The following is a 26,315-nucleotide window of genomic DNA, read 5'->3' on the forward strand; positions in this document are numbered from 1 at the left end:
GTGCTTAATGTTTAAAAAACTTTTGTGCTGTAGTTTGTTGTTGTGTGCATCGGTGGCATATGCAGATAGATTGTGGCAATCGCTCAATCTTAAAAATTCATTGGTATTTAAAAAGGGTCGTGGCGAACAACAGGCGGCTATGATCACAGATATTAACTGTGGCTATTGCCGTATGTTGGAAAAAGAATTGGATCAAATCGACAATGTGACGATCTATAAATTCTTAACGCCATTACAAGGGGGTTATAGTCAGTCAGTTAGTATCTGGTGCGCTGCTAATCGTAATTCGGCTTATGTGCGCAGTACCCAACTGCAAGAAGCGCCAAAGGTAGCAAGTTGCAGCAATCCAATTTCTAGCAATTTGGCATGGTTTTATAAAAAGCAGTTGGTAGGTACACCAGCGCTGATTAAGCCAAATGGTGAGATTAAATATGGCCATGCAACCAAAGAGGAAATTAAACAATGGCTAAAATCAAGATAATTACACTGGCAACACTGGCGGCGGTATCGGTAGCAGTGGTTCATAGTTTTGCGTCGACGCAAACTGGCACGCAAGACTTAGACAAAAAGACAATTGAGCAATCAATCAAAGCGCAATACCCAAACACAACGATTGATGCCATCAACCAAACGCCGATGACTGGCATTTATGAAGTTGTGATGGGAAAAAATATTGCTTATACCAACAGTGAAGGTCGCTATTTTATGTTCGGTCATCTGTTTGATATGCAAACACAAACAGATATTACCGCCGAAAACAAGAAAGCTTACGCCAAAATCGCATGGCAAGATCTATCTTTGGATAATGCGCTGGTCTTCAAAAAAGGCAATGGTGAACGCAAATTTGCCATGATTACAGATGTGGATTGTGGCTATTGCCGTATGTTGGAAAAAGAATTGGATCAAATCGACAATGTGACGATCTATAAATTCTTAACGCCATTACAAGGGGGTTATAGTCAGTCAGTTAGTATCTGGTGCTCAGCAGATCGCAATAATGCTTATACCAACAGAATCATCAATGGCGTACAAGTGCCAGAAAAAACTTGCCAGAATCCAATTGATGACAATTTGGCATTTTTTGAATCCAAGCAATTAACAGGAACGCCAACATTGATTAAGCCAGATGGCGAAGTGTTCCAAGGATACGCACAAAAATCAGAGATCGAGGAGTGGTTACAATGAAAAAGATAGTAGCAATGGTTGTGGCGTCGCTAAGCTTGGGCGGCTGTGCATCGCTAACAGGATTGGATGCGAAAAGTGATTTTGCTTGTGCAGCACCCGAGGGTTTTAGCTGTACTTCTATGACGGGTGTGTACGCCAACATTAATAATCCAGACTTGCCCAAAGGCAAAAAAGCAACCTTTTTGGGTGCTAGTAACCAGCGGTATGCACCAAGACACAAGCCCAGTATGGATCAACACGGACGCACGCCATTAACGCAATATCAGGATACAGGTATTCCAATCAGAACCCAGCCTCAAATCATGCGTATTTGGGTGGCGCCGTGGGAATCGACGGATAAAACATTTTATGATCAAAACTATGTGTATAGTGTCGTAGATTATGGCGATTGGGTGCTAACTCATAATAAGAGTAATATCATTTCTGAGTTTTCGCCAATTGGTGTGAAAAAAGGCGATACAACATCTGTTGATGCAGAAAAGCAGTACAACAATCCGCCAGCGCCAGTACCAGCACCAACCGAAGAACCCTTTGTGGTTGATATTGAGGGCAACCAATGAAATTTTTGTCGAACCTGCGTTCCAAAGTGGAAAGCTGGTTAATTAACGACACGCTCAATAACACGAGCTTTACGAACATCAACAACGATAGCAATAGCTTTGTTGAAAAATTTGGGCTTCATCAGTTGTGTTTGCTTGAAATGTTTGATGCGCAAAGTCAGTGTTTTTATGGGTCTGATACTGCTGGATTTGGGTTTTTGCTCAAGTCCGAGCAGTACACCCAAAATCAATATCAAGCTTTGTCTGAGCTGGTGCATCATATCAATGCTGGCTATGGATTGCAAATTACTAGCATGGAATCAGTGCTATTGGTGTCTGTATCTTGCAATGTGGCATTCACCAATACCGATGATGTAGAAGCAATGCAAGCGGTGCAAACAAAGCTATTTGAGCTATTGGATGCTTGTTTTGATGTGGAGCATTTGACGGCGCAAAGCTTGATTAATATAGCGTCTGATATGCTGTATCCGCACCGAGCCTTGAATGGTGACGCCGAGCAACTGATTTATGATGACCTGTTTTTTGTCCGTGACCAGCTGGCCAACTATGATGATGTCGCTGTTGAAGTAAAAAAATCAAGCATCAGCTATCAAAAACAACAAGAGTGGTTTACTGCAATTGGCTTTGGTGTGCAGCGTTACTATGATGCCAATATCAGTCCAGCAGCAGAAGAGTATCAGCGGTTTATTGAGAGTAAATTGGCTTCAATACAAGGCGCTAAGGCTTACTTTACGCTTGGGGTGTATAAGCCTGTTAAAAGCAAAAAACCCAAAGAAATGTCGCTGTATGAGCATCAGCATAGACAAAAATTGAGGGTTTACCATATTTTTACTGTTGTATCAAAAGAACATGATGCAACAACATTAACCAAAATCGCAACCGATGCAATCAGATTGTTTGATTATCAGGTTGTGCCGTTACATAACAGGCAATTAGCAGCACTGTTTTTTGGTTTGCCAATTTGTCTTGGATTGGGTACGGCTGAGGATATTTATAATTTAAGGCTGTGCAAAAGCGTTGATTTGGTGCATCACCATGATGTATTCCCTGTGATTTATAACTTGGTAGCTCACAATGGCAAAGAAATTTGATTTTCGCAAAATTCTTGGTGGTTTAGAAGAGTTTATTAAATCTGGTATTGCTAAAGAAACAAACTTTTCGGCAAGTATGAACGATATTCGCAAGCTAACAAGTGGTGTTGGCTTTCACCAAATATTGCCTTACGAAAAATACGATACTGAAACCAAATTGTTTTACAACAGTGAGAACATGGGGTTTTGTTTGATTGTCAGCCCTCAATCTGGTGCAGATGAGGATATGATCAATCGATTGAACACCATGTACAGTATGATTCCAGCCAACTATGGTATGCAATGGAGCATGTTAGGCAGCTCGTCTTTTGATGATGATTTTGATGATTTTGTGTCTTTGAGAGAACGCACAATCGAAAAAGGTCAAGGCGGCGACATTTTTGTACAGCTGGCCAAACAAAAAGCCAAATACATCAAAAAAAACCAAGGGCAACCAATGTTTTTAGGGTCGAATTACTCGATCAAAAAAACAACGCTGATTTTGAGCATTTACACCAAATCAGATATTGAAAATCGCTATAAGGTTGAAGAGATTATCAATCTTCGAGAAAGTATTGTATCCAATCTTAAATCTGCTTATTTTCAATCTGAAGTGTTGAACCCAAACGGCTTAATTCGTTTTCTGTGGTTGATATTCAATCCTGAATGTATGTTTGGTGAAGAATTAAGATTGGGTGATATTGATTTTGATACAAACAAGTTAATCAAAAGCCAAGTCACGCAGCTGGGGAAGGTGCTAACAGTCCGAGGCAAGGATATTGTTTTTGGTGAGCTAGATGGTGATAGCGACGAATATTACGACATCAACAAAGACAACCGCATTTGTGCAAGAACCTTGGGTGTGCAGCGCTATCCAAAGTGGAAAGCGCTGTGGCAAATGGAAAAAGCGACAGGGGATTTTTTCAACAATACTTTGCAATATCCCTGCCCGTACCTGATCACCGCTGGTATTTATTTCTTGGATCGTAACGAAACTGAAAACCGTGTGATCTTAAAATACACTCGTGCCAAAGACAATGCAAGATCGCCAATGGCAAGATTTCAGCCAGAATTGGCCGAGCAAGAAAGGGATTGGTCATTTGTACATCATCAATTAGACAATGGTAAATCTATCTGTGAAATTTACCATACCATCACCTTTTTTGCGCCAAAAAACAAAATGAACCAGTATGAACAGGTGGTGAATAATATCTGGCAATCAATGGGTTTTAAGCTTTGTTCACTTGAAACTTTGCAGATGCCAGCGTTTTATAGCGCTTTGCCTTTGACGCTCAACCAAGATTTGAGAAGTGATTTGAAGCGGTTCCAGCTCATCTCAACCAAAACAACGCTAAATGCAGTAGATATGTCGCCAATCTTAAGTGAATGGTCGGGGTTTGGTGATAAGGTTTTATGTTTCTTTGGTCGCAAGGGCAATCCTGTATTTTTGGATTTATACGCCAATGATGCGGGTAACTACAACTTATTTGTGACTGGTGCGTCTGGTTCTGGTAAATCGGTATTATTGGGTGAACTCATTAATGCTTATCGGGGCGTTGGCGCCAAAGCTTATGTGATTGATAATGGCCGCTCATTTCGCAACATTGTTGAGCGTCAAGGCGGTACATTTTTGGATTTTGACAGCCGAAGCAATATCTGCATCAATCCGTTCAGCTGGATTTCTGGTTCAGAAAACTGGGAAAACGAGTTGGAAATGCTGGTGCCAATCTATTCTCGTATGGCAGCGCCAAATAGCACTTTGACGGACTACCAAAAAGCACTGCTGCGAGAAGCATTAACCACTGTATATAGTAAATATGGCGATCAAGGCGGTGTTGATGCCGTGATTGAAGAATTAAGCAGCATGAAAAACGAGCTGAATGTACCAGATACTGAAGCGTTCAGATTGGCTAAGCAGCTCAACCCATATTCTTCTAAGTCGCATGGTGCTTATGGTCGATTCTTTAATGGTGTTGCCAATTTGCGCTTGGATGGTGACATGATCGGCCTTGAGCTTGAAGAGCTGAATAACTTTAAGGATTTGCGCAAAGTGGTTGTATTGACGCTGATTATGCGTGTTACGGCGCAAATGTACTTATCTCGCAAGCAAAAGAAGATCATTATTATTGATGAGGCGTGGGATTTGCTGGGTAATGATGAAGATGCAGCTAAATTCATTGAAGAAGGTTATCGCCGAGTGCGTAAATACGGCGGTATTTTCTGCATCGGTACACAAGGTATTCAAGATGCGGTAATGAACAAAGCTGCTGGCGCTGCTTTTTCTAATGCTGACTGGAAATTCTTTTTGCGTCCAGATATGGATAAGCTCAAAGAGGTGATCAAAGATTCTTTGATTGCTTTGGATGATACCAAGATTCGATACTTAGAATCGCTACAAACCGTTCAAGGTAAGTATTCTGAGATGCTAATTACAAGCCCAACGGGGATGAATATCGTAAGGCACATTGCTGATCCTTACAGCTTGTTACTGTCTGCGTCCAACCAAGCAGATTATAACGAAGTCGAAGAGTTGCGCAGCCAAGGGTATGATGCAACACAAGTTCTTAATATTATGGCGCAACGCCGTGGAATGGAGATTATCCAATGAGTGATGATAAAAAAATCGGATCAGATGATGTGCAAGAAGTTGAGCATCAACAAGAATCAAAATCTCAAAAACCAAAGAAAAAGACCAAATCTGGCAATTGGGTGTCTGCAATGACTATGGTCATTGCATCAACGATTTTAACGCTACTGTGCTTAATTCCGTTTGGATATGCGTTTTTGCAAAAAATCCCAAATCCTGTCGGGGTTGTCGATCTGCAAAAACTGGTGGATGAAAATCAAAGCACCATCGTTGCAGCATTGATGACTTCACCAGATATGAGCGAGCAACAACGCATGTTGGCGCAGCAACAAGCCCAACAGTTTGCCACTAAGCTATCTAAAGCGGTAGAAGAAACCGCCAAAGAATGTAAGTGTGTGCTGATTAATAAGGCGGCTGTGCTGACAGATAAGCAAGCTGGTGTTTTGGTTGATTATACAGACAAAATCAGACAGGAGGTCAAAAAATAATGGATGTTATGCAGCCAAAGGTTAAATATTTTTTGTGGTGTAAGCTGACACGCACCAACTTGATTTTATTGGTTGTTGGCTTGGTTTTTGTGTTGGCGGCGCTGCTGGTCAGAACCAATCCTAAGTATGATATTCATTGGAATATCAGCGAAAGCATCAAAGCAACATTTTTTATCGTAGATAAGGCGGCCTTGCCGAATCGTGGTGATTTTGTCGCCTTTAATTATTACGATATAACCGCTGAGGCGTATAAATTGGGCATCATGGATACGCCACCAAAAGTTGTTTTTATTAAGCAGGTTGTTGGTGTGGCTGGCGATGTTGTATCACAGAAAAACAGAGAATTTTTTGTAAATGGCCGAAGTGTCGGTGTGGCCAAAGTAAAATCCAAACAGGGGCGACCGCTTAAAGCCAATGAATTTGAGGGAGTAATTCCCTTGGGATTTTACTATGTTTATACGCCCCATAAGGACAGTTACGATTCACGATATGCAGATGTTGGATTAATACCAGTGAAAGAAGTGAAAGGAAAGGCTTATGCGTACTAAATCGGTATTGGTAGGATTGGTTGGATTATTTGCGTCGGCGCAAATTTTCGCTCAAGATTTGGGAGTGATTGGCAAGACTTATGTAATCGCTGAACAAGATGCTGTGGAGCAAATTCAAGCCAAATTGAAAAATATGGAAGCATCGGGCGAATTGGCCAAAATCGAAAAACAGGCGATTAAGAAAAGCTTGCATAGCCTAAAAAACCCAAAAGCCAATGAGCTGACAAAGGCAACCAAACGCATTGATAAGCTGTTTGACCCAACACAAGTGATTGAACACGAAGTAAGGGCCGAGGATGGCACTTTGATTGCGCCAGCTGGCACGAGAATCAATCCGCTTGAGCATATGACGCTATCCAAGTCGTTGCTGTTTTTTGACGGTCGAGATAAAGAACAGGTAAATGCTGCCAAGGCTATGATTGCCAAACATGGCACTAAGGTGATGCCAATTCTTACCGCTGGTTCTTGGTACGATCTCAGCAAAAGCTGGCGACGCCAAATTTATTATGATCAAGGCGGCTATATGATTGCCAAGTTGAATATTGAGCAGGTGCCGGCTGTGGTAACGCAGCAAGGACAACAACTTAGAATCAGTTATATTCCAGCTAAAGAGCTATGATTATGATGAAGCGTTGGATTATTGCAACCGTTTTAATGCTGTGTTCAACCTTGGCTTTTGCCAATGATGGCAAAGGCGGTTTGTGTGTCGGTAAATTTGCCAATCCGATCACGGATGTATGCTGGTCTTGTTTGTTCCCAATCAGTCTAGGTGGTCATGCCATTTATAAGGGCGGCCAAGAAGATAATGAAAACCCAAAAAACCTATTGTGTGCATGTTCAACACCACCAATTGTTGGTGTACAAACAGGGTTTTGGGAGCCTGTGCGCCGATTGGATGTGACCCGTAAACCGTATTGCATGGTGTCATTAGGTGGCATTGATATGAATTTAGGTTTTAAAGCGCCAGAAGGTCGTGTGGCCATCAAAGAAGACGGCACCAAGGATAGTTTTTGGCAAGCTCATTGGTATATCGATCCATTGTTATACATTCTTGATGCGCTAGCAGAGCATCCTTGCCTTGAAACGGGCGATTATGATGTTGGTTACATGACTGAAATTGATCCAATGTGGAATGATGATGAGGTGAATTTACTGCTTAACCCCGATGTATTTTTGTTTAGTAATCCCGTTGCTCAGGCAGTTTGTATTGGTGATTGTGTGAAATCGAGCACAGGATTTGGCAGCAATTCACTGTACTGGTGTGCAGGTTGCAATGGCAGCATCTTTCCAATGAATGGTCGTGTTGGTTCTCATGTGTCACTGGTTCAAGCCAGCTCACTTGTGGCGCAGCGCATGACCGCCAAAATGCACCGCCAGCTACTTACATGGGGTACATCTGGTGAAAAAGGATTGTGCGGCCCGTATGTACAACCAATCATGCAAAAAGATCAGTATAAATATTCAATGCTGTATCCAATACCACAAACCAAAGGTGCAAGAAGTTCAAGAAAATGTTGCCAACCATTCGGGCGTACAACAGCAGATTGGGGTGCAGGGCGTTCATATCCATATAAGGGTGAAGACTTCTCTTATATGTTATTTCGCAAGAAAAATTGTTGTCTAGGACCGTATATTTAGGGGCTGTGATGAAAAAACCATATTTATTTATTTTGCTGTTTACTCTTTTGTCGGCCGTTGGTTTAACTTGGCTAATTTCCGCCAATGCAAACTCTTCTTCATTGCCTTTTTTCTCAGATAAACAAGCGCAGAGCGAAGAAGAAAAAAAGAAACAATTGGCGTTTCAGGCAGAGTGGAGGAAGGTTGAGAGTGAGCGCAAGGCCATGATGGATAGTATCCAAACCAATCATGTTGCGCCACAGGTGAAAGAATATCAAAATCACAACATTGACTTGGCCCAAATCGCTGCTCGATATGAGCAGGGTGTTATCCAGCAGCAAAGAGGCGAAAGAGTGTATGTGTTTGTTACCTTGGATATGCCAAAAGAAACCTTGCAGCGTTTGGCCAAAGATGTGCGCCGCTTGGATGGCGCTTTGGTCATCCGTGGGTTTTATGAGGGCAGCTTGAAAAAGACTTATGCCAAGATTGGTGAATTGGGATTATCTGATGGCAATGTACAGATTAACCCAGAGGCATTTCATAAATACAAAATTGCCTTGGCGCCAAGTTTTGTTGTTGTCAAAAAATTGGGTGCTAACGAAAGCTTGGATATGGAAGGTTGTGCCTTACCAGAAGACTACATAAAAATCGCAGGTGATGTCAGCTTAAGATATGCACTTGAAAAAATGTTGTCAGCGGTCACGGATAGCAAGGATAAGCAGATTGTACAGCAACAATTGGGTAGATTGTCATGAAAAAATTGGTGATGACAGCGATAGCGGCAATAGTGTTTGGTTCACAAGCAGCACAGGCGAATGATTGTCAAGGTGCAATGACTGCAACAATCAATTCAATGGATGATGCCATCAGATACGGTAAAGCAGTTGGCGACAACTGTAAAGGCTTAACGCAATCTAGCGTTTCTGCAAATAATGCAGCTGCTGTGGCCCAATCGATCGATGCCAACTATAGCAATCATACCAGTACCCAATATTATGACCGTGATTTGAATGTGTCATTAAGAGCTGGCAATTCCAAAATTGCCAAATGCTCAGGCGATATATCTGCTTTATCTGATCGTGATAAAGCAGATTGTGAAGCGGTGGAATTTGCCGCTAAAAACGGCGAGCAGCGCCCAAAATACAACCTAGATTATGAAAACGATCCTTTGATTGATAGTTCAAAAGATCAGATTAATAATGCCAAGATTGAAGATGGCCAAAACTTCTGCCGTGTGGTTAGAAATGTGGTGCCAGCCACTTATGAGCAAAAGCAATGCCTTGTCACCTCTGGTACGCATGAAGCAAGTTGCCAAGATACGGTAAATCTATCAGGATGTATTGTGCCAACTGCCCAATATCGAGTTGCAGATGGCGGCGTGGTAAAGGGTAGTACGAGAGTACAAAGAGCCAGCGAATTACCAACAAACATTGAGTTTGGTGATAAAGCTTTGCAACTTACTATGATGGGACATGGCCGCCGTCGTTTGGGTCCTCATGTTGCCGAGTATGCATTTGAGATCAAAAATTTAAACCAAATCGATAGGGCGGTTATTGCAAGGTACTATCGTGATGACGGCTTGAGAGTTTGGGTAAATGATACTTTAGTGATTGATGATGGCTATGGAATACAGGCTGTGTCCACCGTTCATCCCAATAAGGATTTAAAACCATTCTTAAAAGAAGGCATCAACATCATTAAAGCAGATTTGTTCAACAATACCAGAGATGCAATTTTGCATTTAACGGTGGATATTCCAGTATTTAAAGGGTGTGAAAAGACATTTAACACCACTTGTACGACGGCGCACCAAAACCCAAATGTGTGCCAACTGGTGAAGAAGACTTGCGTAGAACCATCACAAGAGCCTTTGGCAGGTATTTTGGGTTCGGTAGATAGAGAGCCTTTGGGTAGTTGTAAAAAACAAACTTATGAAATGGTCTGTGCTGGCGAATTAAATGTCAGTGAATGCTCATCTTTGGATACCCAAGGCTGCGAGCAGATCTCTAGCGAATGTACAGAGCGTGACGGTAGCGGAAAATGCGTTACTTATAATCAAACTTACCAATGTAAAAAAACAGAGGAGCGAGTTACTGAAACAAGACAGTGTGAGCAGCAGTTATGTAATGGCGATAACTGCATTGGCAACCCACCGCCAGAAGCGGATGGGGATTTTGGTAAAGCAATTGCCATCATGGAAGCCCAAAGACAGGCTGGCACTTATGGTAAAACGCCCACAGGATACAATATCTTTGATGGCGATCCGTCTGTATGTTCAGTCAAAGTATTGGCTGGCCACAGTGTCATGAGCTGCTGCAAAGCCATTTCGACGGGCGACAAGTTCCAAAATCGCACACAGGGGATTGGCGCTACGCAAACATACGGCAATAACCCAAATCAGCCAGCCATCGACGATCGAGGCAGTAAGTATGTGTATGACAATGTTTTTGACCAGAACAAGACTGTAGCAGTCATCCAATCAGCGGCAACACTGGGATGGTTGCAGTGCAACAACGAGGAAAAAGTATTGGCCATCAAGCGAGGCAGTGGACTGTGTGAATACTCCCATGAGTGGTGTTCCAAGAAAACATTTTTTGGGTCATGCCTCGAGAAAAAACGCCAATACTGCTGCTATCGTTCAACTTTGGCCAGAATTATCAACAAACAAGGTCGGCAGCAGTTAGGCAAAGGCGCTGGCTGTAATGGCTTTACTTTGGATGAATTGCAGCGTTTGGACTTTTCACGCATGGACTTATCAGAGTTCATCAATGAAATTGTACCTGCGGATATTGATGTTGAACAAAGAAAACGCCAAGTTCAGCAAACAGTTAAAAAAAGTTTCAATAGCGGAGTGAATTATTATGACAGGTAGTCTAAAAGCCTTGGCTGTTAGTATAGGGGTGCTTCTGGCTATGCCAGCCGTACCCAGCAGCCTTGATTATGATTCAGTGTGGCAGTGCAATACTCGCAAAACAAACTGGTATTGTGACGAGAGCAAGCGCCAGCCAGCGCCAGTGCAACAACCACCTGCAAGACAATCAACAACAGTACAGCCTCAGCAAAGTGTTGTGACTGCGGTACCAAATGCAACCGTGGTAAATCCAGCACAGCAGACGGTACCAGCGCAACAACCCAAAGTAACTAGCTTAAATGAGGTGCAAACAATTGAACAATTGCGCCAGCTGCTCAAGGACAAAGAAGATGCAGCTATCATGCATCCCACCGAAGAGAACATGAAAGAATATCTTGAGGTGTGGAAGTACAGCCAAGAAAAAGCGTCGTTTTTTGCGGATCAATGGCAGCGTACTGTGTGGAAAAACCCACATTTGGATTATTCCATCAATCATCCAACATCAGCAATGGGGTTGAATGTGGCCAACCAACAAAAGCTACAAACAAGAAATGTCACGATTCAGGCGTTGGCACAAAAACACGGCATCATCTTCTTTTTCAGATCCGATTGCCCGTATTGCCATGCTACCGCCAGAGTGCTTAAAGCAATGGAACAACAATATGGCGTTGATATTATCGCTGCATCATTGGATGGTGGCGCCTTGCCAGAGTTTCCACGTCCTAAAGATGGCCGTAATTTGGCGCAAAAATGGCAAGTACAAGTAGTGCCAGCCTTATTTATCGCCAATAAACAAACGGCCGAATATGCGCCAATTGGCTTTGGTACAATGACAATGGAAGAGATTTTAGATCGTATGTATGCGCTAACAACGCCTACAGGTGTCAATTTTTGATGAGGTAATGATATGAAAGCGTTGCTATTGTTGATATTGATCTTTGGAGCGACACAAAGTTATGCCCAGCAAATGCAAAGAGAATATACCGTAACCAGAACCATGAATCTTGGCTATAAGCACAATCAAGATGCATTCATTAATCACTTTAGGGAGCAAGCACCCCTAGAATATGAACGAGCATGGAAATACATTTCGTATGAACTTAATCTTGAGGATGGTTTAGAGCTTGATGATTTGCGCGGCCATGACAATCGCACAGCCCGCATCATCCCAATTCGATGGGCGTTTGATTATTTTATAACCAAAGGGAATTGATGATGAAATCTTATCTTAAACTATTATCAGCCTCAGTTGTGCTGGGATTATCCATTCATGCCAATGCAAACTCAATGGAAAGTGTGTTTAATGAGCTAAATGGAACGGCTACTTATGGCGGACCAGCAGCCATTCAGACCCAAACAATGAATTATTATCATGGCGGCAACATCACCTTAGCAACACCAACCAGAAGCTATAATTTGGCGACAGCTCAAGCACCAAGTGTCAATGCTGGATGCGGCGGTATTGATCTTCATATGGGTGGATTTTCATTCATTAGCAAAGAACAATTTGTGCAATTATTACGCAACATCGGTTCAAACGCCTTAGGTTATGGTTTTAAGATCGCTTTGCAAAACATTTGCCCCACTTGTGAAAATGTCATGACTTCGCTTCAGAATGTGGCTGACCGCATCAACCAATTTAACATTAATTCTTGTCAAGCTGCCAAAGGTATTGTACATGCAGCTGCTAATGAAGTATTTAATACACAGTATGATACTAAAGTGATGGATTGGGGGATGGTTGATGGCATTTACCGTGATGGTGCAGATGCTTACCGCAATGTAAAAAATGTCTTTAATCAGGATAAGCGAAGAGAGGCTTTAGAAGCCGCCAGAAGACGCAATCCAACAAGGGCAGAAGAATTACCAACGGGCAATGTTACTTGGAATGCGCTGGGAAAAATTCAAGGAATTAGTGAGATTGATAAAAGAAGATTTATGGGCTTGATAGGTACGGTTGTTTTTGATGCCGATGGTAAAATTACACCATATATACCAAGAGATCCGATGATTACAAGAAAAATCATTCGTGGCGATTCTGCTAATTTTGTAGAAATGCAAATCCCAACTTGTCAAAACAGTGACTGCACCAAGATGAATTGGCAAGTTTTCGAAAAAAGTCCTTCTTTTAAAAAGCTGGTTATTGGCAAAATGCAAACCATGCAACAATATATTAGTCAGCGCAAACCCTATCCTAATGCTATCAAAAATGAAGTTTTAGCTTTTGTTAATGCAACAGATGTTCCAGTTTATAAAATTGTGGCTCTCACTGCCTCACTTAACAACCAAGGTATTGGGGATATCGCCATTGAGAAATATAGTGAATTAATTGCTGCCAAATATGCTCAAACATACATTAGCACAGTGGCAAGAAATTTGCGAAATACTTTGGATTATATGATAGCCAAAGAAAGTAAAGCTGCTCAAGTCGATGCTATGAAAATGTTGATTGGTCGCATTGATGAGTTAGAAAAACAGTTGGCAATGGATGTAGAGCAATTATATAACTCAGCGCAAACCAGCTTTATTGTCGCTCAAGAAGTAAAAATGCTTGAAAACACCATGCTTAGCAATATGACATCAACCATTGCAAATTCTCTTCAATTTGGAAATAGCTTGAAGTAAGGATGTGACATGGCAGTATTATTAGAAACACCGTTTGATCCGCAAGCGCTTTTTACAGCGCTGAATTATATCAGCAATGTATTCAATGCAGCCAGCTGGCAAAACTTACTCAAGCTGTTTTTTATGATTGCATTGATTAATGGCATTGTATCAGTCGGTATTTACCGAAAAACTGATTATGTTAAGCAGTTTATAATTGCTTTAGGTTTTGCTAGTGTTTTATCTTACCCGATCAATGACACTCTGGCCATTAAGCGTGCAGATACAGAAAGAGTTTATACAATCAATAATAGTAAAGCACCTTTCATTTTGGTGGAAGGCATTCGAATAGTGAATTTGGTGACAAAATGGTTTACCTCGATGGCTGGTGCAAGCATTAATTCGCCAAACTATACGGGGATGTATGATGCTGGCATTGGTTCTAATGCCAATATTATTCGCAATTCTATTGATATGGCCATTCCAGATCCTAAAGTTAAAGCAGACCTTGTTCAATTTATTAAGGAATGCACCCTGTACGACATTCGGGATGGTGCTGTGTCTATGCATGACTTAGTAAATAAAGGCAATGGCTTTGATCTCATATTTAACAACACTTCACCAGCAAGATTTGTGAGTATCAATTCCAGCACGGGCAGGCCAGAAGTTAAAACCTGCCATGATGCCGCCCAAGTATTGAAAACACAAGTGAACTCTGAGACACAAAAGGCTTTAACGGGCAAAGCAAGCATGTTCTTTTACCAAAAGGATGTTGCGCCGCTGGTTGTGTATTCAACGGCGGTTCAAAGCTCTTATCAAACTCAGTTAAATATCAATAGCAATGTAAGCCAAATTGCAAAACAAAATATGTTTAACCATCTGCTTGAGGTCAGTGGTGAAGATATTGGAAAGTTGCTGAATGAACCTTCGATGGCTGAAAGTGCCGCAATTCACATGGGTGTTGCTCGTGCTGCCAAAAAAGCAGCCTTTCAGCAGTCCATTGTTGCGCAATTGGGTAAAGAGATTTTACCTGCCATGTCCAGTTGGTTTGCCATCATTATTATCATGCTATTTCCCTTCGTGGTACTAATCTTTGTCATCACCCAATTTAACAACATGTGGCAAATTTTAGTTGGCTACATGGGGACTTTATTTTGGATATGTTGCTGGCAACCAATCTTTGCGATTATCAATGGCCTTGCCAATTGGGAGCTTGGGCGACAATTAGCAAAAACAGGGGCTTTTAGACAAGAAGGCATCCCTTATGGCTTTGTAACACCTGTTTATGATACGCTTTTGAGTAATCATAGCATGGTGGGCTGGATGGTCATGCTAACCCCAATCATTGCAGGTATGGTGGTATATGGCACCTATCGAGGATTTAGTCATCTTGGCAACAGTATTTTTTCTACCTTTTCTGGTGCAAGTAGTGCTGTTGGCAATGAAATGTCTGATGGCAACCTAAACATGGGCAATACCAATCTTGGTAATAGCAGTTTGGGAAATTCAACCCAAAACACCACTTCAGCTAATAAATATAACCCTTCGCCAGTTGTTGAAAGTGGAATATTTAGCATAAATGATGGCGTAGGTACTACCTCCCATTATTTTCTTAATAAAGATGTGATTAAAACTCAAGATAAAAGAGATATGGAATTATCAGAGTTTAGTACAGCACATGATGCGAGAGTTTCGCAAAGTAGTTATTTTTCAGGGAATCAACGCTTCAGTGTAGATAAAAACACAGGGTGGCACAGCGAACAAGGAGCTTCTACTGAGCAGGTGCAATCTAGCGCTACCGATATAACAAGAACAGCTGGCACAGAAGATAGTACAGGCAACACCACCTATAGAGATATCAATAATTCTGCATCATCTGGTACACAGACAAATACAGTTATTGTTATTGGTTCTGGTCAGTCATCGGCCGCTGGAAGTAATAACAGCACAAATACTCATAAGGGTGTAAATACGAATGTACAGGACTCGATTTCTGATATCTCATCAACCACGGGTCAATCATCTTGGAATATAGGTATTGGTGGATCTGGAGGTATAAATGGCGGTAGTGGTGGCAGAGGCGCTGGCAAAGGTGGTATTCTAGGAGCTATAGGATCACTTGTTAATGGCGGTATAAGTACTGGTGAGACAGTATCTCAACAAAGTTTATCTGGCAGAACATCCATTACCAGTGACACAAAAGGCACTAGTCGAGATGAAACCACTTTCAACCGTAATGAAAATTCAAGTTTTATTAATCAATCTCAACAATCTGGTCAGGTAAGTAGTAATATACATACAAACACCTCTGGTAATCGCTTTGAGAGAACTGATAGAACATTCACAAGTGATACGACAGCGACAACAGATCATACTAGCAATGGCTTAACCGAATTTGCATCCGCTCGCACGCAAGAAGGAGCTACTGTTCAAAAAGGGTTGAGTCAAGAAGTTGGTGATCGTTATGAAGGTAGTTTTGACGAAGTATCCACCAGAAGTGTCAATTTGGGATTGGCAACACATATGGATTCAGCAGCTCAGTGGGTACATGATAACAATAAACCTCTTTTTGATGAGATCCTTAAGCATCATAACATTGACCCGCAACACGGGATGGAATCATACTATGATACCGAAGGGGATCAGCGAAGAAATTTGCGGTTAGATTTTGCACATGCACAACATGAAATGAAGCAGTCCAATACTCTAACAAGCCAACCAGAAGCAAGAGGCGTTCTACCAACCAGTCGCTCAACTATGGATGAAAATTATGAAAAATATAGTCCCAATACATTAAAAGTAGGTCAAGATGCTATCGATAAAATAACATCAAATTTTGATCCAAAAAAGTAGCTGCGCCGCCGCAACAACCCGAGCAGACAACCACACCAGCAGCGGCGCAACAACCAACAAATACTGCTCAAGGAAAACCTAAAACCATAGGCAAAGATTTTTCAGCCGCTTCATTGCAGCGAGTCGCAAAATACGAGCCTATGGCTAGGAAGATTTATCAAGAAATGGGTGTATCACCCGATTTGGTGCCTATTTTATTGGCTCAGCTTCATGCAGAATCTGGCTGGAATCCAAGTGCAGTTTCTCCTGCTCAAGCACAAGGACTTAGCCAATTTATTCCATCAAGCGCCCGAAGATTCGGCGTAAAATATGGTACATCAGATGCCGCAGTTAGAACGCAAATTCAAGGGCAGGTAAAGTATATGAATTACTTGCTTGGGTTTTTTAATGGCAATCTAAATCATGCTCTAAGTGCTTATAACTGGGGTGAGGGAAACATGCAAAAACATCTTCAAGGTAAAAGACAGATGCCAGCCGAAACAAGAAGCTATGTGCCTAAAATCAAGAGATTATCGGGATACTATAGGTAAAAAACAAGACAGCCCAAAAACCAATCAGTTTTTTGGGCTGTCTTGTTTCAATCTTGACTTTCTATCACAATAGTCGTAAATCTATCGGTTTGACTGATTGCCACTACTCGATAGCCTTTTTCATAAATATCGTTCAGGGAAATAATTTCTCTATCAAATAGGGAGTGACATCGAAATTTAGGGATGCTGTAATGCATACGCGACCATTCGCATATATCACCTTTTTTGGCATTGGTATCAGCATTTGCTACTGTTGTAGAAAAAGCACCAAATGATAGCAGTGACGCTAAAATAATCTTTTTGAACATTTTAATCATCCTTTTAAATGTCGGTGGAAAATATTTATTGATCATCAATAAATATGTTATATTTTACCTTATACCTTAATCCATTGGCTAGTCCCAATATACAGCATGGTGCAAATTATGTCGATTCTTGATTCTATTATGGAAAATATTCACAACCAAGTAACCGCCCAAGATGTCAATAAAAATATCGCTAGAGGCATCAAAGGTAAAGATAGGGATGGAATCCCCAGTGAAAACAAAGAACAGGGGCATGATAGCATTGATCAAGCCATGCACAATGAGCAAACCAGAAATGACGCCTTGCAAGATCGAGGTAGTCAGGCTGTTGAAGGCAGGGAAAGCATACAGCACGAAATTGGCGAAATATCCAATTTAATTATTCGTGATGGGTTTAAATTCAGCAATACCCAAACGGGCAATCTGGTATATAAAGATGATAGCAGTGCTATTGTGCAGATTGGCAAAAATATAGGCCTTAGCTACGACGCTCAAAACTTTAAAAACATTGAGCTTGGCGAACGAGTAACAATTTCTATGGTGCATGATGAACACAGAATTATGGCTGCTGCTGAATTTGATAGGCAGCAGCAGGGGCATGATGTATCTGGTGCCGATCGAGCGGTTGAACTTGACAATGAAATGCACTAATCAAAATTGCGCCGACGCAAATAGGGGGTTTTATGAAATATTGGATGTTATCGTTGTTTTTCTTAAGCAGTATTGCTTCAGCACAGTATATGATACAGCTACCCAAGGTGTTAGATATTAAAATATCAGATAGTAATACCATTAGTTTTCGATCTCAAGGGCAAAATATCCTTATTCGATTAGCTGGATTAAACTCTTAACATTACCTTTATCAATATAAATTTTCTCTTTCATACAATTGCCAGCATAAACAGGGCAATTTAAAATTGGGTATAATGGCGTTGTGTTGATTATAAGCTCACGCATATATGGGCGGTAAGTGATTGCTCCGATATACTCACAATCCTGTTCTTGTTCTATGGTCTTGCTGTCTTTGGTGCAGGTGTGCAGGGTTATTTTGGCTATGTTGGCGTAACCACTATTAACATAATTAAAGTGGTATGTTAGCCAAATAGACAAAGCAAGACAAACAACCCCCAATAAACCATTGGCATATCGTAAGAACTTATCTATCTTGTGATACTTTTTGCTTGGCTTAAATACCGTATAAAAACACCAAAATGCCAATATGATAAAAAGCCAATGAAAATTAAATTGGTCTAGGTTCATTTTTAAAATTTAATCTTAAAGTTCATTTATTTTGGTATCAATATTTGAAATCTCTTTATTTGATGGAAATATAGATATATTCAAATTTAAAAAAATAATGTTCAAGAACCAAGTTTTTGTTTCAAAAATGCCAAATCTCTTCGTCCATCCAAAACCTCTAAGATATGTACCGTATCGTCAATGATAGTGTAGTACACCAAAAATGGCAGTTTTGGCACAACCATTTTTCTTATATTGGGCGAAAAATCAGCCATAGGACAGCGTTCAGGAAAATATTCAAGTGAACTGATCGCTTCTTGAATGGCTGTAATGTTAGCTTCAGCCACAATATAGCTGGCAACATCCACATAGTATTCATAAAGCGACATCAGTGCTTGCTTGGCATCATCAGAGATGGCAATGGTATAAGCTTGACGCATTATAACTTACCCTTGGCTTGCGCATATTGTTTGCCATGTTCACGAACAGCAGCAAAGCAATCATCAACCGAAGTGCCTTTTTTGCCATCCAACACATTTTGATATGCCTGCATGACTCGCTTTTCGACATAAGCTTCGTATTCTTCCTGCTCTTTGACTTCCTGCAGGACTTTATCCACCAATTCACCCATCAGATAATTCAGTGTGCGGTTTTGACGCTTGGCAAGCTGCTCTAATGCTTGCTTTTTCTCAAAATCCATCACAAGTGATACTCTGGATTTTTGTGTAATTGTATTAACTGCAACCATCAGCTACCTCATTATTATTAACTTATCATAACAGTTAATAATATATACTACTTAGGTAAAAAAGTCAATAAAAGGTGGTCGCCTTAAATTTTCTAATTTTTTTTGCAATTTAAATTCTTAAAAACAGTAGTTTTTGAGAATAGGGGCGATGTTTTATATCGACCCATATTTTCCAAACCTTATCAATTCTCAATAATATATCTCAAAAGTATTCTCAAAAACTATGTTGAAGTTTTTTGAGAATTGAATTAAAATGCAAATTTATAACATAGGAAAAATTATGAAAGTTGGGTACGCTCGTGTAAGTACACATGATCAAAACCTTAATTTACAAATTGATGCTTTAACCAAGGCTGGTTGCGAAAAGATCTTTACAGATAAAATAAGCAGTGCTAAAACGAAGCGTGAAGGCTTGGAATCTGCATTGGAATATGTCAGATCGGGTGATATGTTAGTTGTGTGGAAACTAGATCGGCTGTGTCGCAATATCTACGAATTGATGCAGGTTAGTAAAAGCTTGGAAGATCGAGGTATTGAACTACAAAGCCTAACTGAATCAATTGATACATCAACACCAACAGGTCGTATGTATTTTACCATCTTGGGTGCCGTAGCTCAAATGGAAAGGGAACAGATTCAAGAAAGGGTTAGGGCAGGACTGGCAGCTGCCGCCTTGCGTGGCAAAAAGGGTGGTCGCCCCAAAGTTCTTACCAAAACCAAAAAATCGGCCGCTCTTGAAATGCTAAAGAGCGGTATGGATTATAATTCGGTTGCTGAGGTGGTTGGCGTAACAACCAAAACACTATACAGGCACCTACCAGCCGCTAAAGTTAATTTACTTACTTTACCAACAAAGCAGGAACACAGTATCACAGAATAATCAGGATGGCATTAATTGCGTCGGCGCAATTAATGCTCAATATCCTTATCGTGTTCACGGGTTTTCTGTTGTTGCTCATTTTCGATGTGATCTAAAGTTTTTTCAAGATCAAAACCCTGCTTTTGTTGATTGAATTTGTTATTCTTTTCTAGCTCACCAATTGCAAAAGTCTTATCCTGTTTTGCTGATAGCACTTCTTTAAGTTTGGCGGCATCATTTGTATGTAGCTCAAAATTCATCTTAGAACGAGTGAGCGCAACATAAAACATTCGATCCCCGATAATTTTATTCAAGTTTTTGCGCTCTGATTCCTTGGTTTGGTCATTCATGTGAATGTACAGATAGGTATTATTATAAGTTGAACCCTGTGATGCGTACACAGTTGAAGCATAGTTATAGTCAATATTTCTATCTTTGTCTGTGAGCGCAAACTCTTTGCCATCTTGGGTTTTAACCGTTACCTCGCCATCTTTAACCTTGGTGACAACCGCCTCTGTATTATTGGCATAGCGTTGTCTCTCTTTATCTGAATCATTTTCTGTAAATTTAATTCTGTCGCCTACAGCTAACTTGATTTTTTCTGCCTGATAAACATTAGGACGATGACTTTTAGCTGGTTTCCAATCAATAATTTTACCATTTTTATCTTCCAATTTTACAATGGTTCTTTTGTCATCGAAACCAACAACTTTTAAAACATCATTTTTTTCAATACCTAAATAACGCACAGCTGAACCAAACTTAACCAAATTATCCTTTTGATAAAAGAATGCTTGACCACGCTGTGCTTCGGTCATATTAACCCTTTTGTAACTCGCAACCACCACCTCTTCGCCACCCAACTCGCCACGATCTTGTAATTTATCCCTATACAACTGGTTATATTCTTGTCGGTTGGCATTAAATGGCGTAATAACCATACTTTTATCACGCTCAGATTTGGGTAATGAAACCACTTTTTCAACCAGCTCTTCTAGCGAATTTTTGCTTTCTTTGACCATGTTTTTTGACTGCATAATATCCACTGCTTTTTGGATATTTTTAGCAAGTAGTTGATCTTTTTTATCGCCCAAAGCGACATCGACAATTGTCTTCAATTCCGCTGTTTTTTGTCTATTTATATCTTTCATTTCCGAATAATCCATCCCTCTTTCCTGACCAATTTCAAATGGCTTGCCAAAAGAGATGGATTGCAATTGCATCTTATCACCCAAAAATATTACCCGTGCATCCGCTTGGATTGCATAATTAGCAATACTATTCAGCTCTCTTTGCCCAGCAAATGACGACTCATCCACTACCCAAATTTCTTTGTCACGCTCAATTTCTGGATTATCCTGCTTTTGGGCATCAAATTCTTTTTGTGCCTGCCTAGCATTAATCAAAAACATTGTATTGGTTTCGCTCTGGATTCCTGTTTCCTGCATCAAGTTATTAGCCGCTTTTTTGGTGCCAGACATGCCACGGATAACCAGTCCATTATCTTGAGCGATATTCTTAACCACTTCTAGCATGGTAGTTTTGCCAGTACCAGCTAAACCCTGCACTCCAATAAATCTGTCCTTGGTATTAAAAATCTTCTCTACTGACTGCCTTTGACCATCTGTAAGTCTAAATCCTTTTTCTTTTTCATATGCAGCGATACTAGCATTCACGCGATCTTCAGTCACAACTTGTTCAATTGAACCTTTATGGTCTGTAATCGTCTTGATTGTCCAAGACTCTGAGTTAATAACCGACTTAGTTGTAATTTTATCTACACCATCGATTTCAACAATCCTTCCTGATTGCTTCATTTGCTTAATTTGGTAATCAGTATATTGAACTGAAGATATGCCGACACTTCTTTCATATGCCAATTGTCGTAAATCTCGATTGGAAAACACTGCTTCACGTTCAGATAAACTATTTAGTGATGTTCTGATCGCATTTTTTGTTTGCTTGTAATCATTCGCATGAGATACATATCTTTGCTTCGAGTCTTGTATTAATTTACTGCCCTCAACGCCCAATGTTTGAGCTTTTTCTTGCCATTGGTCTTTGAGTAGTTCATGCGCAACATTAATTTTGGGATTTCTTGTATTTAGTGTAGCGATTTCACGTTGAGCAGCTGATGCTTCATCTCTGGATAAGCCCAACTCGGACAGGGCAGCATCAATTTCCTGTTTGCGAGTCGAAAAAGCATCTATGGCTTCCTGAGATATACCCTTAATGTCAAAGTTGCCTTTTGAATCTTTGATTTCAATCTCATACCCAAGTTTTTGTACTTTCTCAGCCAAAAGGTTAGTGTACATTGCCCCATACATGCGTTGGCCAGCATAAATACCACTATTATCTATACTTCGCCATTTGCCATCACTACCTTTAACAGCGTTCATAATCAACGCATGTGTATGGGTATCTGGCTCTTGTAGGCGGTTGGTATCGTGGCTAAATTTAGCAATAATAACATCAGAAGAATACTCTTCTTTAGTCACGCCATCTTGCGTAACACGGGCCTTAATTGCCTCCTGACTGATTGCCTCCAGCGTCTCAGAAACCGCCTCTTCATGAGCGGCACGCAAGCGTTCATCACCAAAGACTTCTGATAAAATTGAAATGCTTTTTGGTGCCGAAAATGTTATATCGACAGCAGCCCTATGAACCAATTTTTGCTCACCGTTTTCATCTTTTTCAATTCTGCCAAGTTGCTGACCTTCAACTTTTCCATTCAGAAGATCCTCAAATTGCTGTGGATTAATCGCCCCAGATAGCCCCAATTTTTGAGCACCAGCACCCTGCCATGAAGTATTATTGAGTGTATTTTCAACCGTATTAAAATCGTCTTTAGCGTAATAGCTTAAAGCCTGTCTGGTGCTACCAACATTGCTTACATTCAGCATCCATTCCTCCCTTTGGTACTAGTCAATAATTGATCTAAAACTATCGTATTCCACTTCATTTCTTGCCTGAACATTCTTCTCCATTTTGTTATTTGGAATCCACGCAGGGGCGTTTTCTGGCACAGGTTCATAGTCAAATTTAACCTTGGTAATTGGATACTTACCAGCCACCTTCAAATAGCCTTCCAAATTGTCAAGATTTTGAATTTCTGAACCAAGAACAATCTTTCTGATATTGCGACGGCCATAAAAACTAACACCATCACGAGCGTTATTTACGCCCATCGATCTTGATACTTCTTTTTCATCCATTTCAACTTCGCCAAGAGATTTTGCCATAATGTCTGCTGATGCGTCATCGGTTACACGCATCAAAAGTTTTGTTTGGCAACCCGACAAAATTGTTTTTGCATCATATTCGCCATACAATTTATAAATCTGGTTAAAGTCCTGAAAACCTAGCACATGGCACAATCCATATTTACGAGTATTGGTTAAAGAAAATGCCAAATCATCAAGCTTTTGTAGCGTTGGCATTTCATCAATAAATAACCAAATTCTATCTTTTTCTTCCATGCCAGATGTCTCTGGAAGTGACACAGCGGTCTTGATAATTGTATTCACCCAAAGCGACATGATAGGCTTAAGTACATCCCTTGCTTCTTCACTGGTTCGAATAAACATCCAGCTATCATCATCTGACAGCATCCAATCGCGAATTGAAAAGCTTGCACCTGTATCATCCAAATATTCAAAACATTCAAGTTTGTTTTGCAAAGTCATCAATAAGTTGATGGATGTTTTTTCAGTTTTTGGATTAATGTATTTTTCAGCTGGTGTACCTTGAACTAGTGCATGAACACCATTGAAATCATTTGCAACCAACGAATCGTATAAGTCCATATTGGTCATACGATTTTCGGCCTCAAGAATTTTAAAAACGGTTTTTAAAACTAGGCGGCCACCTTCTGAGAAAAATTGATTTTCGTTGCCAACTGGAGAGGGGATTAGACCATTGGCAATCGTTTCATAGTGCATGGAATTTCTAATCTCACTCCATACATTCCAAGAAGGGGAACGCTTATCAAATGGGTTCATCAGTATGTCTTTTCCTTCACGGAAAAATTCAGAAGTAAATGCACCCGTTGGATCATAAACAACCGCTTTTTTTCCTCTTGCTCTAATCTGACGCATCAGGCTATGAAATGTTTGTGATTTACCAACACCTTGCGCCCCTGCCAACGCAATATTTAATGGTTCAGAACCCTTAACCATTGGCACACCAGCAATGTTATATGGACTGGCATTATCATCTTCATTGATTAATCGAACCAAAGTTTTTGTTTCAACTTTTTCTGCACCACGCAATCTTTCATCCGCCATTTGACCACGGCCAAACTGCCACCAATAGATCAGCATAAAGATGCTGACTGCACCACCAAAAAGCCCGCCAAGAATTAAGCCATTTTTAATTTTTCTTGCGCTATCATTTGCTGCTGCTTCTACAGATTCTGGAATATTGTTGGCTGGAATCATGTACTCTTTGCCATCAGTATGTATGTAAGAAAACTGGCCATAATCCATACCTACCGCTGAAAACATCTTTGATTGTAAATAACCAAAAGTATTGCCAAATTCATATTGATTCATCTTAAAATAAACATAGGCACTGGCAATCACAATGAATGTCACCAGTCCAAATATTAGTGCATTGATTAATCCAATGATCAACATATGTATTTGGTACAACCAGATCTCTGAACCTCGTGTGAAGTTCATTAATTCGCCTTCACGATGTCTTGACATATCTACTCCATTTTATGCTGCTGTGAGTTCTGATAAAATGCCTTAATGTCTTCTTGTCTGTATCCTTGTTTAATAGCAATTCTAACAGTTAACTCTTGAAGAAAATTCAAAGCATTCATTACATTATCGTCGTTATTTTCCGATAATTTTGATGAAGAATCAACACCAAAATTCTCTGCCCTTTGGTATATCTCATCCAATTCGCACATCATGCCTTTTACGATTAAATTTTTTATATATTCCGATATATTTTTTCCGCCATTTTTTTTCAAAAGCTCATAGAAATCTTGATCAACTCTGACGGCTACAACTTTGGTTTTTGCTGACATTTTAAAATTTCCTTGTTTACATGAAATTACCTTATTATAAATAACTTACAGCATAATTTCAACTATTTTGTAAACATACAAACAATGCAACTGTAAACACTCAAAAGCTTTTAATAGTAAGGCTTTGAAACTGCTTTAGCAAGTTGCGTGGTGTGTGGTTAGAAAATCGGCTCTCTGCAAGAGATTTTGTCCGTTTCTCATGCCCAATCTATATGCAATCACTTTACACATTTTTTCCGAATTTTTAACGCGGATGATCCGACAGGCGATTTTTAAAAAACACAAAAAAAGAGATAGCCCAGCAACAGGCACCAAGGCGACGCATTAGGGCGCGTTAGGGATTGCAGTGGAAATGACAAGCAAAGCCATTTTTAGAAAATCTTAGACTGTGGCGGTTGAGCGGTTAGCGAAAACGCCTCAGGCTTAGATTTTCTTAATGGGTTTGTACAGTCATTGGAGCGGAAAGCCCGACCCGAAGGGGAACGCCCAGAGAAATAAAGATCAGGAAATTTTGACGAAAACAAGAATATGTTGTAAAATCTATGGACAACCAAAAATAGGAATATCTTTATGAATCAGTTTAACCAAAACACCTTTAATAGTAGCCTTAATAACACCGCTGAGAATGCGCCACAATCAAACCAGATCGACGCCAGCACACCAAGCGAACCAAACACCATACCAAAAGAAAAAGAAGCGCTAACGCCAACCCAGCGCAAAATGCAAAAGCTCATGGAGCAGATGGAAAAACTGAAAGAGCAAGAAGCTGCCGAACGCCAAAAAGCGGCGGAAAAACAAGAAAAAGAAGTTTTGAAATTGCTGAAAAAATCAGGCTTTTTTAAATATAATACCAAGCAAATTGAAAAGGCATTACCCCAGATACTCCAATTGCTTGATAGCCAACGATAAAACGAAAAAGCCCATTAAAATAATGGGCTTTTTAATTAGCATTTTAAATCAAATATCGTGAATTCTCATGCCGTCTATATTGAAATAGCTGGCTAAAAAATTTACTTCATAGTTGCAATTTTTGTGGTAGGTTTCTTTGATGAAATTTTCCATGCGTTCAAAGATGATGCTAATGCCTGCTTGGGTGATATGACCGAGGTCAAAATGTGAAATATTTTCAAAGATTTCACAATTTAGCTGATGTTCATTCAGCAAATTATTTTTTTCTAAAATTTCAAAACAGATGCTAACATCATCAGAATAATCATTGGTTAAATCAAACAT

The 26,315-nt window shown here is 40.2% G+C and carries 27 protein-coding genes; 19 read left to right on the forward strand and 8 right to left on the reverse strand.

The window, feature by feature from the left end; genetic code table 11:
• Positions 1 to 7: 7 nt before the first annotated feature.
• From DYD54_RS11025 to DYD54_RS11100, 16 genes are all read left to right on the forward strand, one after another.
• Positions 8 to 481 carry a thioredoxin fold domain-containing protein gene (locus tag DYD54_RS11025; protein ID WP_063515095.1) on the forward strand — a complete coding sequence of 158 codons (474 nt, stop codon included), beginning with the start codon at positions 8 to 10 and terminating at the stop codon, positions 479 to 481.
• A complete protein-coding gene (locus DYD54_RS11030) occupies positions 463 to 1,185 on the forward strand; it encodes a DsbC family protein (RefSeq protein ID WP_063515094.1) in 723 nt (240 codons plus the stop codon). The genes DYD54_RS11025 and DYD54_RS11030 overlap by 19 nt, the downstream gene beginning before the upstream one ends.
• On the forward strand, positions 1,182 to 1,745 hold the full coding sequence (gene traV / locus DYD54_RS11035; RefSeq protein ID WP_063515093.1) for a type IV conjugative transfer system lipoprotein TraV: 564 nt from the start codon (positions 1,182 to 1,184) through the stop codon (positions 1,743 to 1,745). Before DYD54_RS11030 ends, traV begins: the two co-directional genes overlap by 4 nt.
• Positions 1,742 to 2,836, forward strand: coding sequence for a hypothetical protein (locus tag DYD54_RS11040; protein ID WP_063515092.1), 1,095 nt, complete (start codon positions 1,742 to 1,744; stop codon positions 2,834 to 2,836). The genes traV and DYD54_RS11040 overlap by 4 nt, the downstream gene beginning before the upstream one ends.
• Complete coding sequence (traC, locus tag DYD54_RS11045; RefSeq protein ID WP_063515091.1) at positions 2,820 to 5,423, forward strand: type IV secretion system protein TraC; 2,604 nt, start codon at positions 2,820 to 2,822, stop codon at positions 5,421 to 5,423. The genes DYD54_RS11040 and traC overlap by 17 nt, the downstream gene beginning before the upstream one ends.
• A complete protein-coding gene (locus DYD54_RS11050; protein ID WP_063515090.1) occupies positions 5,420 to 5,890 on the forward strand; it encodes a hypothetical protein in 471 nt (156 codons plus the stop codon). Before traC ends, DYD54_RS11050 begins: the two co-directional genes overlap by 4 nt.
• Entirely contained in the window at positions 5,890 to 6,438 is a 549-nt protein-coding gene (gene lepB / locus DYD54_RS11055; RefSeq protein ID WP_063515089.1) for a signal peptidase I, read from the forward strand. The genes DYD54_RS11050 and lepB overlap by 1 nt, the downstream gene beginning before the upstream one ends.
• Positions 6,428 to 7,057 (forward strand): type-F conjugative transfer system protein TraW, encoded by a 630-nt coding sequence (traW, locus tag DYD54_RS11060; RefSeq protein WP_063515088.1) that lies wholly within the window; start codon positions 6,428 to 6,430, stop codon positions 7,055 to 7,057. Before lepB ends, traW begins: the two co-directional genes overlap by 11 nt.
• 2 nt (positions 7,058 to 7,059) lie before the next feature.
• Positions 7,060 to 8,076 carry a conjugal transfer pilus assembly protein TraU gene (gene traU / locus DYD54_RS11065; protein ID WP_063515087.1) on the forward strand — a complete coding sequence of 339 codons (1,017 nt, stop codon included), beginning with the start codon at positions 7,060 to 7,062 and terminating at the stop codon, positions 8,074 to 8,076.
• 8 nt (positions 8,077 to 8,084) lie between these two features.
• Positions 8,085 to 8,810, forward strand: a complete 726-nt coding sequence (gene trbC / locus DYD54_RS11070) for a type-F conjugative transfer system pilin assembly protein TrbC (protein ID WP_063515086.1) — start codon at positions 8,085 to 8,087, stop codon at positions 8,808 to 8,810.
• Positions 8,807 to 10,927 (forward strand): conjugal transfer protein TraN, encoded by a 2,121-nt coding sequence (gene traN / locus DYD54_RS11075; RefSeq protein WP_063515085.1) that lies wholly within the window; start codon positions 8,807 to 8,809, stop codon positions 10,925 to 10,927. Before trbC ends, traN begins: the two co-directional genes overlap by 4 nt.
• Entirely contained in the window at positions 10,917 to 11,801 is an 885-nt protein-coding gene (locus DYD54_RS11080) for a conjugal transfer protein TraF (RefSeq protein ID WP_218563681.1), read from the forward strand. The genes traN and DYD54_RS11080 overlap by 11 nt, the downstream gene beginning before the upstream one ends.
• A gap of 12 nt (positions 11,802 to 11,813) precedes the next feature.
• Positions 11,814 to 12,119 (forward strand): hypothetical protein, encoded by a 306-nt coding sequence (locus DYD54_RS11085; RefSeq protein ID WP_063515083.1) that lies wholly within the window; start codon positions 11,814 to 11,816, stop codon positions 12,117 to 12,119.
• Between the two features lie 2 nt (positions 12,120 to 12,121).
• Complete coding sequence (locus DYD54_RS11090; protein ID WP_063515082.1) at positions 12,122 to 13,531, forward strand: conjugal transfer protein TraH; 1,410 nt, start codon at positions 12,122 to 12,124, stop codon at positions 13,529 to 13,531.
• 9 nt (positions 13,532 to 13,540) lie between these two features.
• Positions 13,541 to 16,363 (forward strand): conjugal transfer protein TraG N-terminal domain-containing protein, encoded by a 2,823-nt coding sequence (locus tag DYD54_RS11095; protein WP_063515081.1) that lies wholly within the window; start codon positions 13,541 to 13,543, stop codon positions 16,361 to 16,363.
• Between the two features lie 164 nt (positions 16,364 to 16,527).
• Entirely contained in the window at positions 16,528 to 16,893 is a 366-nt protein-coding gene (locus DYD54_RS11100; RefSeq protein ID WP_167541407.1) for a lytic transglycosylase domain-containing protein, read from the forward strand.
• Positions 16,894 to 16,940: 47 nt separating this feature from the next.
• Here DYD54_RS11100 and DYD54_RS11105 read toward each other — a convergent pair whose 3' ends face one another.
• The gene (locus DYD54_RS11105) at positions 16,941 to 17,201 is read right to left on the reverse strand and encodes a hypothetical protein (RefSeq protein WP_147285101.1); all 261 of its coding nucleotides are present in this window, start codon (positions 17,199 to 17,201) and stop codon (positions 16,941 to 16,943) included.
• A gap of 117 nt (positions 17,202 to 17,318) precedes the next feature.
• Here DYD54_RS11105 and DYD54_RS11110 point away from each other — a divergent pair, with 117 nt between their 5' ends.
• Positions 17,319 to 17,849, forward strand: coding sequence for a hypothetical protein (locus tag DYD54_RS11110; protein ID WP_063515078.1), 531 nt, complete (start codon positions 17,319 to 17,321; stop codon positions 17,847 to 17,849).
• A 171-nt stretch (positions 17,850 to 18,020) separates the two neighbouring features.
• On the opposite strand, the gene DYD54_RS11115 is transcribed toward DYD54_RS11110, so the two are convergent.
• The 3 genes from DYD54_RS11115 to DYD54_RS11125 form a co-directional block, all read right to left on the reverse strand.
• On the reverse strand, positions 18,021 to 18,458 hold the full coding sequence (locus DYD54_RS11115; protein ID WP_063515077.1) for a hypothetical protein: 438 nt from the start codon (positions 18,456 to 18,458) through the stop codon (positions 18,021 to 18,023).
• Positions 18,459 to 18,559: 101 nt separating this feature from the next.
• Positions 18,560 to 18,877: a type II toxin-antitoxin system RelE/ParE family toxin gene (locus tag DYD54_RS11120; RefSeq protein WP_063515076.1), complete on the reverse strand. Its 318-nt coding sequence runs from the start codon at positions 18,875 to 18,877 to the stop codon at positions 18,560 to 18,562.
• Positions 18,877 to 19,185: a hypothetical protein gene (locus DYD54_RS11125; protein ID WP_063515075.1), complete on the reverse strand. Its 309-nt coding sequence runs from the start codon at positions 19,183 to 19,185 to the stop codon at positions 18,877 to 18,879. The genes DYD54_RS11120 and DYD54_RS11125 overlap by 1 nt, the downstream gene beginning before the upstream one ends.
• Positions 19,186 to 19,465: 280 nt before the next feature.
• Between DYD54_RS11125 and DYD54_RS11130 the strand changes: the two genes are divergently transcribed.
• On the forward strand, positions 19,466 to 20,065 hold the full coding sequence (locus tag DYD54_RS11130) for a recombinase family protein (protein ID WP_063515074.1): 600 nt from the start codon (positions 19,466 to 19,468) through the stop codon (positions 20,063 to 20,065).
• A 29-nt stretch (positions 20,066 to 20,094) separates the two neighbouring features.
• Here DYD54_RS11130 and mobF read toward each other — a convergent pair whose 3' ends face one another.
• The 3 genes from mobF to DYD54_RS11145 are packed head-to-tail and all read right to left on the reverse strand — an operon-like array spanning position 20,095 to position 25,082.
• Positions 20,095 to 22,947 carry a MobF family relaxase gene (gene mobF, locus DYD54_RS11135; protein ID WP_063515073.1) on the reverse strand — a complete coding sequence of 951 codons (2,853 nt, stop codon included), beginning with the start codon at positions 22,945 to 22,947 and terminating at the stop codon, positions 20,095 to 20,097.
• A gap of 18 nt (positions 22,948 to 22,965) precedes the next feature.
• Positions 22,966 to 24,753 carry a type IV secretion system DNA-binding domain-containing protein gene (locus DYD54_RS11140; protein ID WP_063515072.1) on the reverse strand — a complete coding sequence of 596 codons (1,788 nt, stop codon included), beginning with the start codon at positions 24,751 to 24,753 and terminating at the stop codon, positions 22,966 to 22,968.
• A gap of 2 nt (positions 24,754 to 24,755) precedes the next feature.
• On the reverse strand, positions 24,756 to 25,082 hold the full coding sequence (locus DYD54_RS11145) for a hypothetical protein (protein ID WP_063515071.1): 327 nt from the start codon (positions 25,080 to 25,082) through the stop codon (positions 24,756 to 24,758).
• 570 nt (positions 25,083 to 25,652) lie between these two features.
• On the opposite strand from DYD54_RS11145, the gene DYD54_RS11150 reads away from it, so the two are divergent.
• Positions 25,653 to 25,991: a hypothetical protein gene (locus DYD54_RS11150; protein WP_063515070.1), complete on the forward strand. Its 339-nt coding sequence runs from the start codon at positions 25,653 to 25,655 to the stop codon at positions 25,989 to 25,991.
• Between the two features lie 48 nt (positions 25,992 to 26,039).
• Here DYD54_RS11150 and DYD54_RS11155 read toward each other — a convergent pair whose 3' ends face one another.
• On the reverse strand, positions 26,040 to 26,315 hold the full coding sequence (locus tag DYD54_RS11155; protein WP_147285102.1) for a hypothetical protein: 276 nt from the start codon (positions 26,313 to 26,315) through the stop codon (positions 26,040 to 26,042).

Origin of the sequence: Moraxella ovis (genome assembly GCF_900453105.1) — a bacterium.
Lineage (GTDB): Bacteria > Pseudomonadota > Gammaproteobacteria > Pseudomonadales > Moraxellaceae > Moraxella > Moraxella ovis.